General features: G+C 43.9%; 13 protein-coding genes. 11 read left to right on the top strand and 2 right to left on the bottom strand.

The genetic code is table 11. From position 1 onward, the window contains the following. Positions 1-119 precede the first annotated feature (119 nt). The 4 genes from A6049_RS02890 (at position 120) to A6049_RS02875 (ending at position 3,952) form a co-directional block, all read left to right on the top strand. Positions 120-1,187 carry an ankyrin repeat domain-containing protein gene (locus A6049_RS02890; RefSeq protein ID WP_063563133.1) on the top strand — a complete coding sequence of 356 codons (1,068 nt, stop codon included), beginning with the start codon at positions 120-122 and terminating at the stop codon, positions 1,185-1,187. Positions 1,188-1,498: 311 nt separating this feature from the next. Then, positions 1,499-2,803 carry an SPFH domain-containing protein gene (locus tag A6049_RS02885; RefSeq protein WP_063563132.1) on the top strand — a complete coding sequence of 435 codons (1,305 nt, stop codon included), beginning with the start codon at positions 1,499-1,501 and terminating at the stop codon, positions 2,801-2,803. Next, positions 2,803-3,546, top strand: coding sequence for a hypothetical protein (locus tag A6049_RS02880; RefSeq protein WP_063563131.1), 744 nt, complete (start codon positions 2,803-2,805; stop codon positions 3,544-3,546). The genes A6049_RS02885 and A6049_RS02880 overlap by 1 nt, the downstream gene beginning before the upstream one ends. Before the next feature lie 19 nt (positions 3,547-3,565). After that, a complete protein-coding gene (locus A6049_RS02875) occupies positions 3,566-3,952 on the top strand; it encodes a hypothetical protein (RefSeq protein WP_063563130.1) in 387 nt (128 codons plus the stop codon). Positions 3,953-4,438: 486 nt separating this feature from the next. Here A6049_RS02875 and A6049_RS02870 read toward each other — a convergent pair whose 3' ends face one another. Next, on the bottom strand, positions 4,439-5,977 hold the full coding sequence (locus A6049_RS02870; RefSeq protein WP_063563129.1) for a hypothetical protein: 1,539 nt from the start codon (positions 5,975-5,977) through the stop codon (positions 4,439-4,441). Positions 5,978-6,142: 165 nt separating this feature from the next. On the opposite strand from A6049_RS02870, the gene A6049_RS02865 reads away from it, so the two are divergent. From A6049_RS02865 to A6049_RS02850, 4 genes are all read left to right on the top strand, one after another. Next, positions 6,143-6,949, top strand: a complete 807-nt coding sequence (locus tag A6049_RS02865) for a helix-turn-helix transcriptional regulator (RefSeq protein WP_063563128.1) — start codon at positions 6,143-6,145, stop codon at positions 6,947-6,949. A 127-nt stretch (positions 6,950-7,076) separates the two neighbouring features. Then, entirely contained in the window at positions 7,077-8,030 is a 954-nt protein-coding gene (locus tag A6049_RS02860) for an aldo/keto reductase (RefSeq protein ID WP_063563220.1), read from the top strand. A 226-nt stretch (positions 8,031-8,256) separates the two neighbouring features. Continuing rightward, positions 8,257-8,841, top strand: coding sequence for a cupin domain-containing protein (locus A6049_RS02855; RefSeq protein WP_063563127.1), 585 nt, complete (start codon positions 8,257-8,259; stop codon positions 8,839-8,841). Between the two features lie 170 nt (positions 8,842-9,011). Then, positions 9,012-9,683 carry a hypothetical protein gene (locus A6049_RS02850; protein ID WP_063563126.1) on the top strand — a complete coding sequence of 224 codons (672 nt, stop codon included), beginning with the start codon at positions 9,012-9,014 and terminating at the stop codon, positions 9,681-9,683. A 106-nt stretch (positions 9,684-9,789) separates the two neighbouring features. Here the strand turns inward: A6049_RS02850 and A6049_RS02845 are convergent, their stop codons facing one another. Beyond that, positions 9,790-10,677 carry a LysR family transcriptional regulator gene (locus A6049_RS02845; protein WP_063563125.1) on the bottom strand — a complete coding sequence of 296 codons (888 nt, stop codon included), beginning with the start codon at positions 10,675-10,677 and terminating at the stop codon, positions 9,790-9,792. A 112-nt stretch (positions 10,678-10,789) separates the two neighbouring features. On the opposite strand from A6049_RS02845, the gene zwf reads away from it, so the two are divergent. The 3 genes from zwf to gndA all read left to right on the top strand — a co-directional run. Beyond that, positions 10,790-12,307, top strand: a complete 1,518-nt coding sequence (zwf, locus tag A6049_RS02840; RefSeq protein ID WP_063563124.1) for a glucose-6-phosphate dehydrogenase — start codon at positions 10,790-10,792, stop codon at positions 12,305-12,307. A gap of 41 nt (positions 12,308-12,348) precedes the next feature. Beyond that, complete coding sequence (fsa, locus tag A6049_RS02835; protein WP_063563123.1) at positions 12,349-13,014, top strand: fructose-6-phosphate aldolase; 666 nt, start codon at positions 12,349-12,351, stop codon at positions 13,012-13,014. Between the two features lie 60 nt (positions 13,015-13,074). After that, positions 13,075-14,247, top strand: a 1,173-nt coding sequence (gndA, locus tag A6049_RS02830; protein ID WP_240321283.1) for an NADP-dependent phosphogluconate dehydrogenase, incomplete at its 3' end; no start/stop codon positions are given.

Below are 14,247 nucleotides of genomic sequence, written 5' to 3'. Positions count from 1 at the left end.
TGGAATCATGATTTTGGTAGAGGTTTGTACAAATGAAAAGGATAGCAGGTATACTAATTATAATGAGCATCACAGGACTAGTAATCATGAGATATTTAACCAGAAGGAGGTTACATCTTTTGTTCAAAATCGGAAATCAAGGTACGTTTGAAACGTTGCCTGATCACGCCATAGCGATTTACAAGGGAGATGTTATTGCTGTAGAAGAATTTATTAAACAGGGCATGGATCTCGAAAGAGAGATTACGCTGAGTAAATACATAGCGTTGACGCCATTGGATATTGCTCTAATCACCAATCAACAGGCAGTGGTCAAGCTTTTGGTAGATAACGGAGTAAACCTAAATGTGGAGGATAATCCAGCAATCCTCAAGGCGGTCAGATATGGCGGGGAAGAGATCATCCGATATTTGCATCAGAAGGGTGCCAAATTGAACGGGTTGAGCAAGGTGAAGTCGAATGCGTATGATGAAGCCTATTACAGTAACAAAAAGAACATCACAGTGCTGAAGGGCCTCGGACTGGATATTCGAAAATATGGTGGAAAAACATTAAGAAAAGCCGTTTCAAATCACGATATGAAGATGGTTCAGTATTTGCTAGACGAGGGCGTGGACATCAATTACAACGAGTCCGATATGGTGTATCCATACAAGGCTACACCACTTACGGTAGCGGCTCGCAACAACCATATGAAGATGGTTCAATTTCTGGTAGAGCGTGGAGCGGATGTAACTATTCAAGAGAAGGATGGGGAACGGGCGTATACGATTGCGATCAGTCAGAAGAATGCGGAAATGGCAGAGTATTTGAAAGCTCATGAGCCGCAAGACTTTCACAATCTGAGCAATAAATTGCATGTGCTCAAATCGTACAAGCTGCCGGATGCATTAATCCGTTTTCTAACGGAAGGTCCGCGAAGAATCGACTTGCCGAACAAATCGTCCGGCGTGGGATACATCGAATTCTTCCATCTGGTCGATACGGTTGAAATGAAGATGGGCAGACAGAAACTGCTGCGTATATCCTCTGACGTGGATCAGTACTCCCATATCCTGATCGTCTGGAATCCAAGCAAAAAAATGATTGGCTACGCAGATATTGAACATCAGGTGATTGGAACGATTTCGACGTTCGAAGCGTTCATGGCCGATCCCGCATCATATATGGATAATCTCCTGAATTAACCAGAGGGACTCCACTATCACAAGAACCTCTTGTATATTGTCGATATACAGGAGGTTTTTTAGTGTCTATACCATTCATCTATAGGAAAAATATCTCATGAAATATGAACTATACTAGTGCGAAAGGAGGTTATAAATGGTAAAATAGCAATGCCTAAACATGAAAAAACATTTTAGTTGAAAGATTAGCAGATAAGTAAGATATAAAATGGTTAACTTTAGATTGTTAGAAAGCGATTGTTAGAAATCGATTGTTAGTACAATTGTTTCAATGAAATTATAGTATTCTACTACTGGAGTGAGGAAGAGAAATGGCCATTATTGATGTAATCAAGTATGACGGTTCACCAGATGTATTTGCTTGGAAACATCCTGAGAATGAATTGGGAACATGGACCCAGTTGATTGTGAATCAATCCCAACAGGCGATCCTCTTTAAGGATGGAAGGGCGCTTGATATGTTCGGGCCAGGAAGACATACGCTAAGTACAGCGAATATCCCGATCTTAAACCGGCTCGTTAACCTTCCGTTCGGAGGTAAATCACCTTTTGCAGCAGAAGTGTGGTACGTCAACCAAGTAAGCGCACTAGACGTGAAATGGGGAACAGCAAATCCAATTCAGATACAGGACCCAAAATATAATATTATCGTTCCCGTGAGAGCATTTGGACAGATGGGAATAAAAATAGCAGACTCTCGCAAATTTCTGGTCAAACTTGTGGGAACACTGCCTGAATTTAACCAGGCTAATATGGTCAATTACTTTCGCGGGCTAATTATTATGAACATTAACTCCATGCTGTCTTCCTATCTAATACATAGAAAAGTAAGTGTACTGGAAATCAATGCTTATATCGCAGAAATATCACGACATTTTGCTGATACGATTGCATCTGCTTTCGAAGAATTTGGTATTGAGTTAATCAACCTGTATATCCACAATGTCAATCTGCCTGAAGAGGACCCTTCGGTCATTCGTTTGAGAGAAGCGTTGGCACGCAAAGCCGAAATGGATATTATCGGGTACACCTATCAACAGGAGCGTTCATTCGATACGCTTGAAGGTGCAGCCAAAAATGAAGGAAGCATGCAATCGGATATAATGGGTGCAGGGCTTGGTATGGGGATGGGTGTTGGACTGGGAGGATCATTCAGCAGCGAGATGTCCCAGATGTCCAAAGTGATGGCTACAACGGAAACACCTGCTGTACGCATATGCAAACATTGCAGTCATCCGAACCAGGAGCATAGTTCTTTTTGCAGCAAGTGTGGGAATTCAATTGCCGAAAAATCAGCAATGACCGGTTGTAACAACTGTGGACATGCCTTGCAAAAAGGGACCAAATTTTGTCCTAATTGTGGTGACAAATATTATGCCTGCCCATCCTGCGGGGCAGATAATGCGGAGAATGCTTTGGAATGTGTTCAGTGTCACGAACCGATGCCTAGCCCATGCCCTAAGTGCAATCATATGAATTCGGGTCAAACTAAATTTTGCGGCAATTGCGGCTCCAGTCTGTCCTTGAAATGCAGTCAATGCCAACACGAAGTGAAGCCCGGTCAGAAATTCTGTCTGGATTGCGGAAACAATCTGCAAGATGGAGGGCAGGGATAGTGATAATTAAACGGAGCAACCTTTTCATTTTGGATGCCATCTATCTGATCAGCATGCTTGTAGCCTCAGTCGTTTCTTTTACAGTGTTTAATCATGCCATTGTATCGTTTTCTTTCTGGATGAATCTTGTGGCTTCTTATGTCGCGATTACGGCGATTTGGATTTATATAAGGTATGTCATGCTACATATGGATCGCTTTAAACAATTGGTTCCTGGTTACACAGCACTAGGGATTGTGTTGGTGATGTATCTGATTTGTGTAATGATATATTCTCTGTTTACAGGTTTAGCAGATCATGGTCTCCGCTGGTTCGTTTTGTTACATACAGTAACTTTAGCTATCGCCCTCATTCTGTGTGGCATCATTTTGATCTTTATTCAAAGTACACGTCGTAATGAAGCCGTTGAGCAAACGAAATTGGTCAATCTACATTTGATTGAAAACGCTTTGCAGCAGCTGTTTCACACGATGGAGCGCCATTCCGTTCTGACTGCGGAAGAAGATAGGAAGACCGTTCAAACATTAATAGAACTTGTAAAATATAGTGACCCGATCACTCCACATTCACTTGAATATAATGACCGCCAGATTTTGATGGATATTGAAAAGATAAACAGTGAGCTTTCAGCTCATTACGAAGCAGGGGAACTGGTGAATAGCGAGCATCTTGCTTCACAACTATCCCGATTAAAGTCCCGTTTGAAAGAGCGGAATCAACAGATCGTGACAAGCAAATCATAAATTCATAGGAGGAAAAGCTGTGAAGAAATTTTTTGGAATTATATTCATTATACTTTCATCTCTGACCATCTTATTATCTATATTATTAATATCCCAGGGAACCGAAATGGCTATTATTAGTACGATTATTCTTTTTATACCTGGCGTTATCGTACTTGTTACAGGAATTAAAATGTGTAGTCGACCTAAATTCCATCCCAAGGCTGATCAGTATCAATACCATTACGACAGTGACGAGGAATATGATGATGAAGGGTACTATGAGGATGAGTACCACGATCATGAATACGAGAAACCGCAAGAACCTGTATCTGTGAATTGTTCGGGGTGTGGAGCCAAGGTAAAGGTATATCCGAATTTGTCTGCGGACTGTGAGTATTGTGGAACAACGATGAGGATCTCCTAGCTAACATAATAGACACCATGACCATTTTGTTGATTCCCGATGTGATAGAAGCCGGTTATAAAGATTTGTTTTTGAAGGAATCTTGATGTTGAGAAAGTTTTTTGGATCATTTTTATGATTTATGCAATTGGCATACCCTTTGCCTTATTCAAGTTACAATAGCAATACCGTTAGTTACACCAGTCACAATACAATCCACTATACAGAGATTAATATATCCGATAAAAAAGACGCTGAAGAAAAGGTCGAGGAACCACAAAGGAAGGTTTCGGTGAGTTGTCCGGGATGTGGTGCGAAGGCGAAGGTATATCGGAAGCAATCCACGGATTGTGAATATTGTGGAACAACTGTTGAAGCTCCGTAAAATAGTTCTGAATGGACACGAAAAAGATAAAAGCCTGATTCCTATGGAGTCAGGCTTTTATCTTTAGCTCGTTTTGCGGATAAAAGTAAGAGAAAGAACCTCTTATCTCACACATCCTGAATCTAAAAATCTCTCCTGTGTTCAAACACTTCATCCAGCTCCTTGCGATTAACTTTAATAGCACTTGTCTGGTCAATTCCCGGTTGTGATTCCAATTGATCCAACAATTCAACAAGGGCATTATAAATTTCTTCACGTTCGATTGTTTCAATAAAGTTGGCTTTGGCCTCCATTTGGTTAAACGTCTCAGTGTACTTCTCCACTAATAACATCAGTTGTTTCTGTATAAGGTCCAAATCGCTCATATTTTGACTTAATCTTCGAATTTCTTTGAGGTGTTGTTTGTAGGTTTGAGCTGCTTTTTTGGCATACGCTGCTTTGATGTGATCCCTCCCGTCCCAATCCCGAAAAGGATTGTTGAGATTTTCGGCAAGCCATTCCGGTTTGCGTGGTTTGCCAATCTCCAGAGCGATTCGGGTTTGAGCTGCCTTTTTATAGTTTGCCTTAATGGTTTTGGCGGCGTCTGAGGGAAGGCTGGTCAGCCTGAGTGTACTTAGTTCGGGAAGCTGCTCGGGGCCAGGGAAATCTTCTCCTTTAAATCCAAAAAGATCGTTAATGGATAAGGTCTGCAAAGAGGTCAATTGCTGAATTGACTGTATATTGCTTACGTTGCCGGGTTTTCCCCACAATCTTAATTCTGAAAGCTCAGGATAAGTATGTACAACAGGCTGCAAATCAAGCTCCGTAATCTCTCGAACATACAAACCTCCAAGCCGAGATAACGCTGTAATCTGAGGTACGGTCGCTGCTACATTCAACGTCATTTGGTGGCCTTCTTCATAAGCATTCACATGCAAGTCAGGGGACACGTCTCCCATAAAGCTTAAAAACTCGATCCTGGAATGAAGAGTCAAGCTGTTCACACGGTTCATATCCAGCACAAGTTTGGTTAGATGTGTTTTGCTTAAATCCAGCGCGGTTTGTCCATGTTCATGAATATGAAGTTCATATATAAAGGGATTCTGCTCCAAAAAAGGAATAATGTCTTCCGTATATCCACGCATTTCGATATGTGTAAGACAAGGAAACTGGACTAGTGCGACGACATCCTCGGCAGAGGTTGGTCTGAAGTTGCGCAGGATACTGGTGTTTTTTCTCACCATTGCATCACCTAGTGGAATTTCACTATAGTCTTCGGCAGCTTGTTTGAATTGTTCCCTTCGTGATTCATCGATGGCGTCCCATTGATGTTGCCAATACAGACTCTCTCCGATCTGCCATCCTGCGCTATAACTTCGGGTTTCTTCCGTTATGAGTGGAGCCCGATTACCTGCAAGAACATAATGCGGTGGAACCTCAGCATTCACGAAGCTGTGATCCCAATTGCCTTTCCAAAAATAGTAATTGCAGCTCAACGGTTTCATATCCAGAAGTTCCGTTTCATCGGGCGGCTGATCTCCTGACCAGTCCAATTGCAGGATTGCGGCCAGCTGGCGTGACCCCTTACTCCCGGTTTCTTTCAGGCCAGTTACCTGGCAGGCAGCATATTGTTGTAAACTTTCGACGTATACACAGTAAATGTCTCCGATCGTTGGGACCATGTTGTGCTCCTTTCGTTCTGTATAAATCAATGCTAAGCTTCTTGTAAACTAAGGATTTTGCAAAATGATAATAAAAGAATTATATCAAAGGCGTTCAATTACATCCATTTTGGATAGAGCCGTATTTGAATCCATAGAAATCTGAATATCTAAGGGAGGTTATTTATGACTACAGGTATTAGCCGAAGTAAAAGACTAGGTGAATTTTTGAAATCTCGGAGGAGCCGGATTCAGCCAGAGCAAGCAGGGATCACCGGATCGTATGGACAACGCAGAACGCCGGGATTAAGACGTGAGGAAGTTGCCGTGCTTGCGGGTGTCAGTGCAACTTATTATACGTGGCTTGAGCAGGGGAGAGAGGTTAACTCGTCTAGAGAGGTTATGGAAAGTATAGCGGGTGCACTCCAGTTAAGTGAGGAAGAGAAGGGACACCTATTTCGTTTATGGGACCCCAATGCAGAGCATGAATTCCCTGCCTCCTATTCACATCTCGAAGGGGGATGGCAGAGTATCATTAGTCAACTTGCATACCCTTCATTTATTACGAATGAAAGGTCTGAAGTACTTGCATGGAATGAGGCAGCGAATGAGAAGCTTTTTGACTTTTCCTCGATGAACGTGAACGACCGTGTCATGATGCGAATGTTATTTCTAGATGCAACGCTCCGGGAACGTATGCATAATTGGGATGAATTTGCACGGCATTCGGTAGCGGTGTTTCGTACGTACTATGACAAGTACCCGGGTGAACCTGAGTTTTACCAGATAGTTCAACAATTGATCGAAGACAGCACGGATTTTCAAAATATTTGGAGCCTGCACCAGATTAAACAGAAAAAAGTCAACCGGATCTTTCTCGAGACAACAGATCGGACGGATGGTATTGCCCATGCCTATGATATCTTTTCCATGAGCAATCTTAACGAACAGTCAGGTATTCATTGTTGTGTGTACATCCCCGTTGTGGAGTGACAATAACGATCAGGGTGGTAATTCTAGTACTAGCATAAACAGACTGTGGTTGGGTCTTTGTTCGTGAAATAGAATGAATACAAGTTCAATATCTTTCTATTTATTAACGAAAAGAGGGAACCACATGATTAAGACAAGAACGTTGGGAAGCGATAAATTGCAGGTATCCGGGCTTGGGCTGGGCGTGATGATGATGCCAGACAACCAAGAATCCGTTCATACAATCCAGGGTGCACTGGATGCGGGAGTAACGATGTTCGATACAGCTGATCTGTACGGTGAATATGAAAAGCAGCGATTTGGAGGCAACGAAAAATTGCTTGGGCGCGCGCTCAAAGGGCGAAGAGCCGATGCTATTGTAGCGACCAAGTTCGGTATAACACATACCCAGGGGCCCAAGGGAGATCCGGCGTATATCAAAAAATCAGTAGATGCCAGTCTGTACAACCTGGGCATGGATTATATAGATCTCTATTATCAACATCGCCCTGATCCCAATACTCCCATTGAGGAAACGGTGGGAACACTTGCCGATCTGGTACAGCAGGGAAAGATCCGTTATATAGGTCTGTCTGAAGCGTCTGCAGTGACTATTCGTCGTGCGAATGCCGTTCACCCCATCACAGCACTCCAAACGGAGTATTCATTGTGGAGTCGTGAGCTCGAAGATGAGATATTGCCATTGCTCAGCGAGTTGAACATTGGGCTCGTACCCTATAGTCCATTAGGGCGCGGCTTCTTAACTGGTCAGATCCGATCGATAGACGATCTGCCAGAGGACGATTATCGTCGTCATTATCCACGTTTCCAGGGTGAGAATTTCGAGAAAAATCTGGAGGTGGTGCGCCTGATCCAAGAACTGGCTATGCAAAAAGAATGCACTGCTTCTCAGCTTGCACTCGCCTGGTTACTCGAAAAGGGAGAACATATCGTTCCGATTCCTGGTACTCGCAGTTTGGAGAGAGTTCATGAGAATCTTGGTGCCTTGCACGTTTCTTTCACCAATGATGAATGGGCTGAGATTGAACGGATATCTCCCAAAGGATTTGCCGCAGGGGGAAGATACCCTGGCCTTGCTTAATATAAGCCAAGCCTATAGATAAAACACTTAACGCCCCAGACCTGTTTTAACAGGAAAAGGGTGTTTTTGTGTTCTACTTATGAGTGGATGATCTTCACCTAATTGACAAATGAAGTTACACGGTCGGATAAAAATTGCATTGGAACCGTGTCCTCGGTATTATCTCCGCTAATTAGCGCATACAGTACAACAATGAGATGTACGCCTACAAGGAGGAAACAGCGGTATGACTAATCCGATTCTACAAGCCCCGAATGTTCAGTTGGCGGCCGATTCGACAGCGGTGTTGAATTATCAGCGTGATTCGCGCAATTATATTACCCAGTTATTTGGACCGCAGCTGCCTACGATCAAAAATGGATTCTTCAATGTACACATGAGCAAAGGTATTATTGTGCAGCCACATTGGCATACAAATGTGACCGAGATGGTCGTTCTGATCAACGGGGAAATTACCACTTCTGTTTACGATCCGTTCAAGCGGGAGCGGATAAGTTATCACTTGAAGCCAGGCCAGGTTTCGATATTCCCTCAAGGATGGTTTCACTGGTTTGTGGCGGAGACCGATGATGTACACTTGTTGACGATTTTTGATCAACCTACACCGGACATTGTGCTGGGGGCTGACTTCCTGGCTGCAACACCGCCTGAAGTAGCCCATCGTGCATACTGTATTGATGAGGAGGCGTACAGGACGGCGGTGGCATCCATCAAAAATGACGCGATTTTGGGACCGCCGATTGGATGTGTGGATTCTGTTTCCGATCAGGCGATCAAAGCTTCTAAATCATCCAAAAACTCAAAGGGATAACGTTATCTCGTTCTCCTATCAAATGACCGATTTTAGGCCCGTGACCGGAAAATTTTCCAGTTACGGGCTTAAATTTTGTTCCAATTAACACATTCCGGATTCTCTGTTAAGATAGGCATAACATTGGCTTGTTACAGTAGTAGCACTCAAAGAATGTGGAGGGACGATCCATGACTATGACTGAGCAGGAAATGCTGGAAACCGCGATGAGCTATGCACCTGTATTGATGTTTGATCGAAATGAACCCTTTTACCCGGATTTTGTAGGCGTTTCCATTCTGGATCAATCAGGACCTTCACCGTCATTTCAACGGGAGATTCATTTTCCGGTTGAGGCGGTCCAATATGTGATTGAATTTTCGATTTGGTGGGATTATGAAATTGGGCATTTGTACGAAATGGAGCATGTGTGGATATATGTGGGCCATGACGGTGAAGTCGTGGACTGTGAAGCCAGCTTCCATGGGAGAGTACTTCGGGGATTGCTGAAAAATCGAGTTAATGTGGTTGGACGCCACGTGTGTCTTTACTCGCAACCTGGCAAACATGCCTTTTCTCCGATCCCTGTGGTGTTTGAACTGTTGCCGGATTTGTATAGTGCAGCAGGCGCCAATGCGGGTTGTGATGGTCTGCTCGTAAACGAGATGTTCAAAGGTTATTTCCAGACCAATGAAGAAATTGACGCCAGCGTGCGAAGTTTTCTGCAGACCAAGGCGTTTGTACCCTCTATGGAGTTTGAGGAGTTTGTACTTGAGCCCAGTCTGTTCATGCCCTGGCAGCAACTGTTTGCTATGATTCCTGAGAGAATTGAGAGCAGATTGAGAGAACTTGAATTAAGATGAGAATTGGTAGGTTGTTTACTTAGAAAAATGGATATAACAAAAAGTGCTTCATCATCCTTTGGGGATGACGAGGCACTTTTTTTGTAGACCAGTAGACCGACGAATCTTAATCCGCCTTGAAAATCAGATCCATAAACCGGTTGGCTGCCAGTGAAATTGGCATATTACGCTTTGTCATGATGCCTACATGTGAAGGGGGCAGGGCAACATCAAGCTGAATTTCGAAGAGAGATCCTTCTTCCAGTTCTTTGGAAATAAATTCACGGGTGACATACGATATGCCCAATCCCCTCCGTGCAAATTCGATTAACAAATCCACACTGCCGACCTCAATCTCAGGTTTGAGTGTGTAGCCATAACTGTTGAACAGCTCCGTAATTGCCATCCGAACCCGGCTGTTTCTGGAGAAAAGAATGAGTTGATGCTCCAGCAGCATTTCCAATGTCATAACTTTATCCTTCAGTTGAGCATAACGTTCGCCCGCGACAAAGCAGTCTTTGAGTTGGATACTTTCCCTGACCTCAAGCTGCGGATCAACGATGGGCATCCGCACAACACCCAAATCAATTTTGCCTTCTTTCAAAAACGTGATGACTTCAGGCGTTGTCCCATGACTTAGATGCAGCTTGATGTTAGGGTAGAGCACATGGAATTCTTCCAGATAGGAAAGCATGTAATGCTTGAACAGCGAATCACTGCCACCAATCCTTAGCTCTCCGTTGTCTAAACTCTTCAATGCAGCCATTTTCTCCTCGGCCAGCGAGATCAGAATCTGAGATTGCTCAATATAGGAATACAAACTCACACCTTCCTGTGTTAACGCAACTCCCTTGGAATTCCGGTAAAACAACGTGAGACCAAAGCTTTCTTCCAACTGTTTGATGGCGTGGCTGACACTTGGTTGAGTAATATATAGCGCTTTGGCGGCTTGGGTCAAACTTCCTGTTTTGGCAGCCCAATAAAATACCTTATATAATTCATAATTTGTTGTCATAGATATCGTCTATAGCTCCTGTGAAATATATTAATTACTTGTATGGCTATGAAACGTATTATAGTGTAACTACAGCAAAGAAACCAGAGTTACTTGGAAGGAGAATAGTGAGATGGAACCAACGAGCATTATTTTATTTGGTGCGACTGGCGATTTAGCCAAAAGAAAAATATATCCAGCCTTATATAATTTATACATTGAGCAGAAACTTCCGGAATCCTTCTCGCTGATTGGCTTAGGACGCAGAGAATGGTCTGATGAATTCTTTCAGGCACAAGTGGAAAAATCATTAAATGAATTTTCCAGACGCCCTGCTGATCCTGAAGTTGTGAAATCATTTGTGCAGGCTTTCCGTTATAGTGTATTGAATATAAGCCATAAGGAAGATTATATAGAGCTGTTAAATTTAGTGGAACAAAGAGAGGCTGAACTTGGCATTCCATCCAATCGTCTGTTCTACCTTTCGGTTGGTCCAGAATTCTTCGAACCCATTGCAGAGAACATTCAGGGTAGTGGACTTGGATCAACTGAGGGCTGGAAACGCCTTGTGATCGAAAAGCCATTTGGACATGATCTACAATCGGCTCGTGATCTCAATCGCAAATTAAGCGAGGCGTTCACAGAAGAAGAAATTTATCGGATTGACCACTATTTGGGAAAACCGATGGTGCAGCGTCTTGAAACCTTGCATCAAAGCAATCCGATCATGAAGGCATTGTGGAACAACCGTTATATCTCCAATGTGCAGATCACCGCTAATGAGACTGTTGGCGTGGAAGAACGGGCATCCTATTATGATCATGTAGGCGCCGTGCGTGACATGTTCCAGAATCATATGCTGCAATTGCTTATGATGATGGCGATCCAGCTTCCATATAACAGCACCACGGAAAAAGTCGGTTTGAAGAAAAAACACATTATGGAATCGATTCAGCCACTGCAAAAGCAAAACGTGGGTGCAAGTGTCATTCGCGGACAGTATGCTGCAGGAAACATTCAAGGTAAATCCGTTAGCGGTTATGCAGCTGAACCCGGTGTTGCCGAGAATACGATGAATGATACGTTTATCGCTGCAAAATTGCAGATTGATGACTTCTTCTGGCGCGGAGTACCTTTCTATATCCGTACCGGTAAACGAATGAAGGAGAAATCAACTCGCATTGTCATCGAATTCAAAGAACCATCTGGACAGGCTAACGTGGTTAACGGTTCCAAACCGAACCTGCTTGTGATTGAGATGAGTCCTGACCAGAGCATGACGCTGCAGCTGAATGCCAGCGACCCGCAAAACAAAGGGGAGTTCAAACCTGTTCATATCGATCTGTCACCAGATCGTGAGGATCTGGCCGAGGCTTATGAGAACTTGATTCATGACGCATTGCATGGTGATCCAACGTTCTTTGCCCATTGGGATGAAGTAGAACTGTCTTGGGCTTGGGTACAACCTATTCTGGATGCATTCCAGGAGAATTTGCTCCCACTTCATCTGTACCCTGCGGGAAGTTATGGACCAGCAGAGTCGGATGAGATGCTCGCTGCGGAAGGGCACCACTGGTGGTTTGACCAACCTGCCGATCAGCAGGCTGAAGATGATATTGAAGTTCCTTTGGCTGTTAATGCAAATCTGTAACATAAAAAAACAATAAACATATCCCTTGGAGGTAATTGAATATGAAATTTTTCATCGATACAGCAAACTTGGTAGACATCAAAAAAGCATACAAAATCGGCGTCCTGTCTGGTGTAACAACGAATCCTTCTCTGGTAGCCAAAGAAGGCGTGAAATTCGAAGACCGTATTGAAGAGATTTTGCGTGAAGTACCTGAAGTTGAATCCGTATCTGCGGAAGTAACACCAGATGCGATCACAGCTGAAGAGATGATTGCTCAAGCAGACGAACTGATCAAAATCAATAACAACGACAAAAACATCACAATCAAGCTGCCAATGACACTTGCAGGACTGGAAGCTTGCCGATACCTGACTAAAAAAGGTGTGAAAACCAACGTAACGTTGATCTTCACAGTGAACCAGGCGCTGCTAGCTGCTCGTGCTGGTGCAACATATGTATCCCCGTTCCTGGGACGTCTTGATGACATCTCCGAAGATGGTGTGCAATTGGTTGCCAAAGTTGCTGAGCTGTTCCGTACACATAACCTGGATGCACAGATTATTGCGGCTTCTGTAAGACATCCGGACCACGTTACACGTGTAGCAATGGCAGGAGCACATATTGCTACTGTTCCATTCTCCGTCATTGAACAAATCTCCAAACACCCGCTGACAGATCAAGGCATGGAGAAATTCGCAGCAGACTGGAAAAAAACAGTTCAGTAATAACGGATTGTTGATCTCGAATTTTAACCTACTATATATAAAGAGTATTGGGAGGACATAATGAGTAAACAACAGATCGGTGTCATCGGACTTGCAGTAATGGGTAAAAACCTTGCCCTTAATATTGAAAGCAAAGGATTCTCGGTATCGGTATTTAACCGTTCCCCGGAGAAAACGAACGATCTTCTCAAAGAAGCCGAAGGTAAAAACCTGACAGGCGCATTTACGATTGAAGAGTTCGTAGCTTCCCTGGAATCTCCGCGCAAAATCCTGATCATGGTTCAAGCGGGTAAAGCAACGGACGCAACCATTGAACAACTGTTGCCACACTTGGACGAAGGCGACATCATCATTGATGGAGGTAACGCATACTTCCCTGACACCCAACGCCGCAGCAAAGATCTGGAAGCCAAAGGCTTCCGGTTCATCGGTGCAGGTGTATCCGGTGGGGAAGAAGGCGCTCTGAAAGGCCCGGCAATCATGCCAGGCGGACAAGAAAGTGCGTATGCGCTCGTTGAACCCATTCTGACAGCCATTTCCGCTAAAGTAGGCGACGATGCTTGCAGCACTTATATCGGACCAGATGGTGCCGGACACTATGTGAAAATGGTGCACAACGGTATCGAATATGGGGATATGCAGTTGATCGGTGAAGCATATCACTTACTCAAATCCGTTCTGAATGTGTCCGTTGAAGAATTGCATGCAATCTTCTCTGAATGGAACCAAGGCGAGCTGGATAGCTACCTGATTGAAATCACGGCAGACATCTTCTCCAAATACGATCCGGAAACCGGCAAACCAATGGTTGATGTCATTCTGGATGCAGCTGGACAAAAAGGAACAGGAAAATGGACAAGCCAAAGCGCGCTGGATCTCGGCGTACCATTGTCCATGATTACGGAATCCGTATTCTCCCGTTTCCTGTCTGCAATGAAAGACGAACGCGTAGCAGCAAGCAAAATTTTGAACGGACCAGCAACTGAAGCATTCTCTGGCGACAGAAAAGCGTTCATCGAAAATGTGCGCAAAGCGCTGTTTGCAAGTAAAATCGTATCTTACGCACAAGGTTTTGCTCAAATGCGTGCAGCTTCAGACGAATATGGCTGGGATCTGAAATACGGCAACATCGCCATGATCTTCCGCGGTGGCTGTATCATCCGTTCGCAGTTCCTGCAAAACATCAAAGAAGCATATGACAAGGATGCAGAATTGAAAAACCTGCTTCTGGAC

It is taken from the genome of Paenibacillus sp. O199 (genome assembly GCF_001636635.1).
GTDB classification, from domain to species: domain Bacteria; phylum Bacillota; class Bacilli; order Paenibacillales; family Paenibacillaceae; genus Paenibacillus; species Paenibacillus marchantiae.
The sequence above is the reverse complement of the archived record's forward strand: the minus strand, read 5'-3'. Positions and strand labels throughout refer to the sequence as shown.

Excerpts from the sequence above, each read along its gene's own strand:
- A6049_RS02885 (WP_063563132.1), top strand. The coding sequence starts at position 1,499 with ATGGCCATTATTGATGTAATCAAGTATGACGGTTCACCAGATGTATTT.
- A6049_RS02870 (WP_063563129.1), bottom strand. The coding sequence starts at position 5,977 with ATGGTCCCAACGATCGGAGACATTTACTGTGTATACGTCGAAAGTTTA.
- A6049_RS02865 (WP_063563128.1), top strand. The coding sequence starts at position 6,143 with ATGACTACAGGTATTAGCCGAAGTAAAAGACTAGGTGAATTTTTGAAA.
- A6049_RS02855 (WP_063563127.1), top strand. The coding sequence starts at position 8,257 with ATGACTAATCCGATTCTACAAGCCCCGAATGTTCAGTTGGCGGCCGAT.
- A6049_RS02850 (WP_063563126.1), top strand. The coding sequence starts at position 9,012 with ATGACTATGACTGAGCAGGAAATGCTGGAAACCGCGATGAGCTATGCA.
- A6049_RS02845 (WP_063563125.1), bottom strand. The coding sequence starts at position 10,677 with ATGACAACAAATTATGAATTATATAAGGTATTTTATTGGGCTGCCAAA.
- zwf (WP_063563124.1), top strand. The coding sequence starts at position 10,790 with ATGGAACCAACGAGCATTATTTTATTTGGTGCGACTGGCGATTTAGCC.
- fsa (WP_063563123.1), top strand. The coding sequence starts at position 12,349 with ATGAAATTTTTCATCGATACAGCAAACTTGGTAGACATCAAAAAAGCA.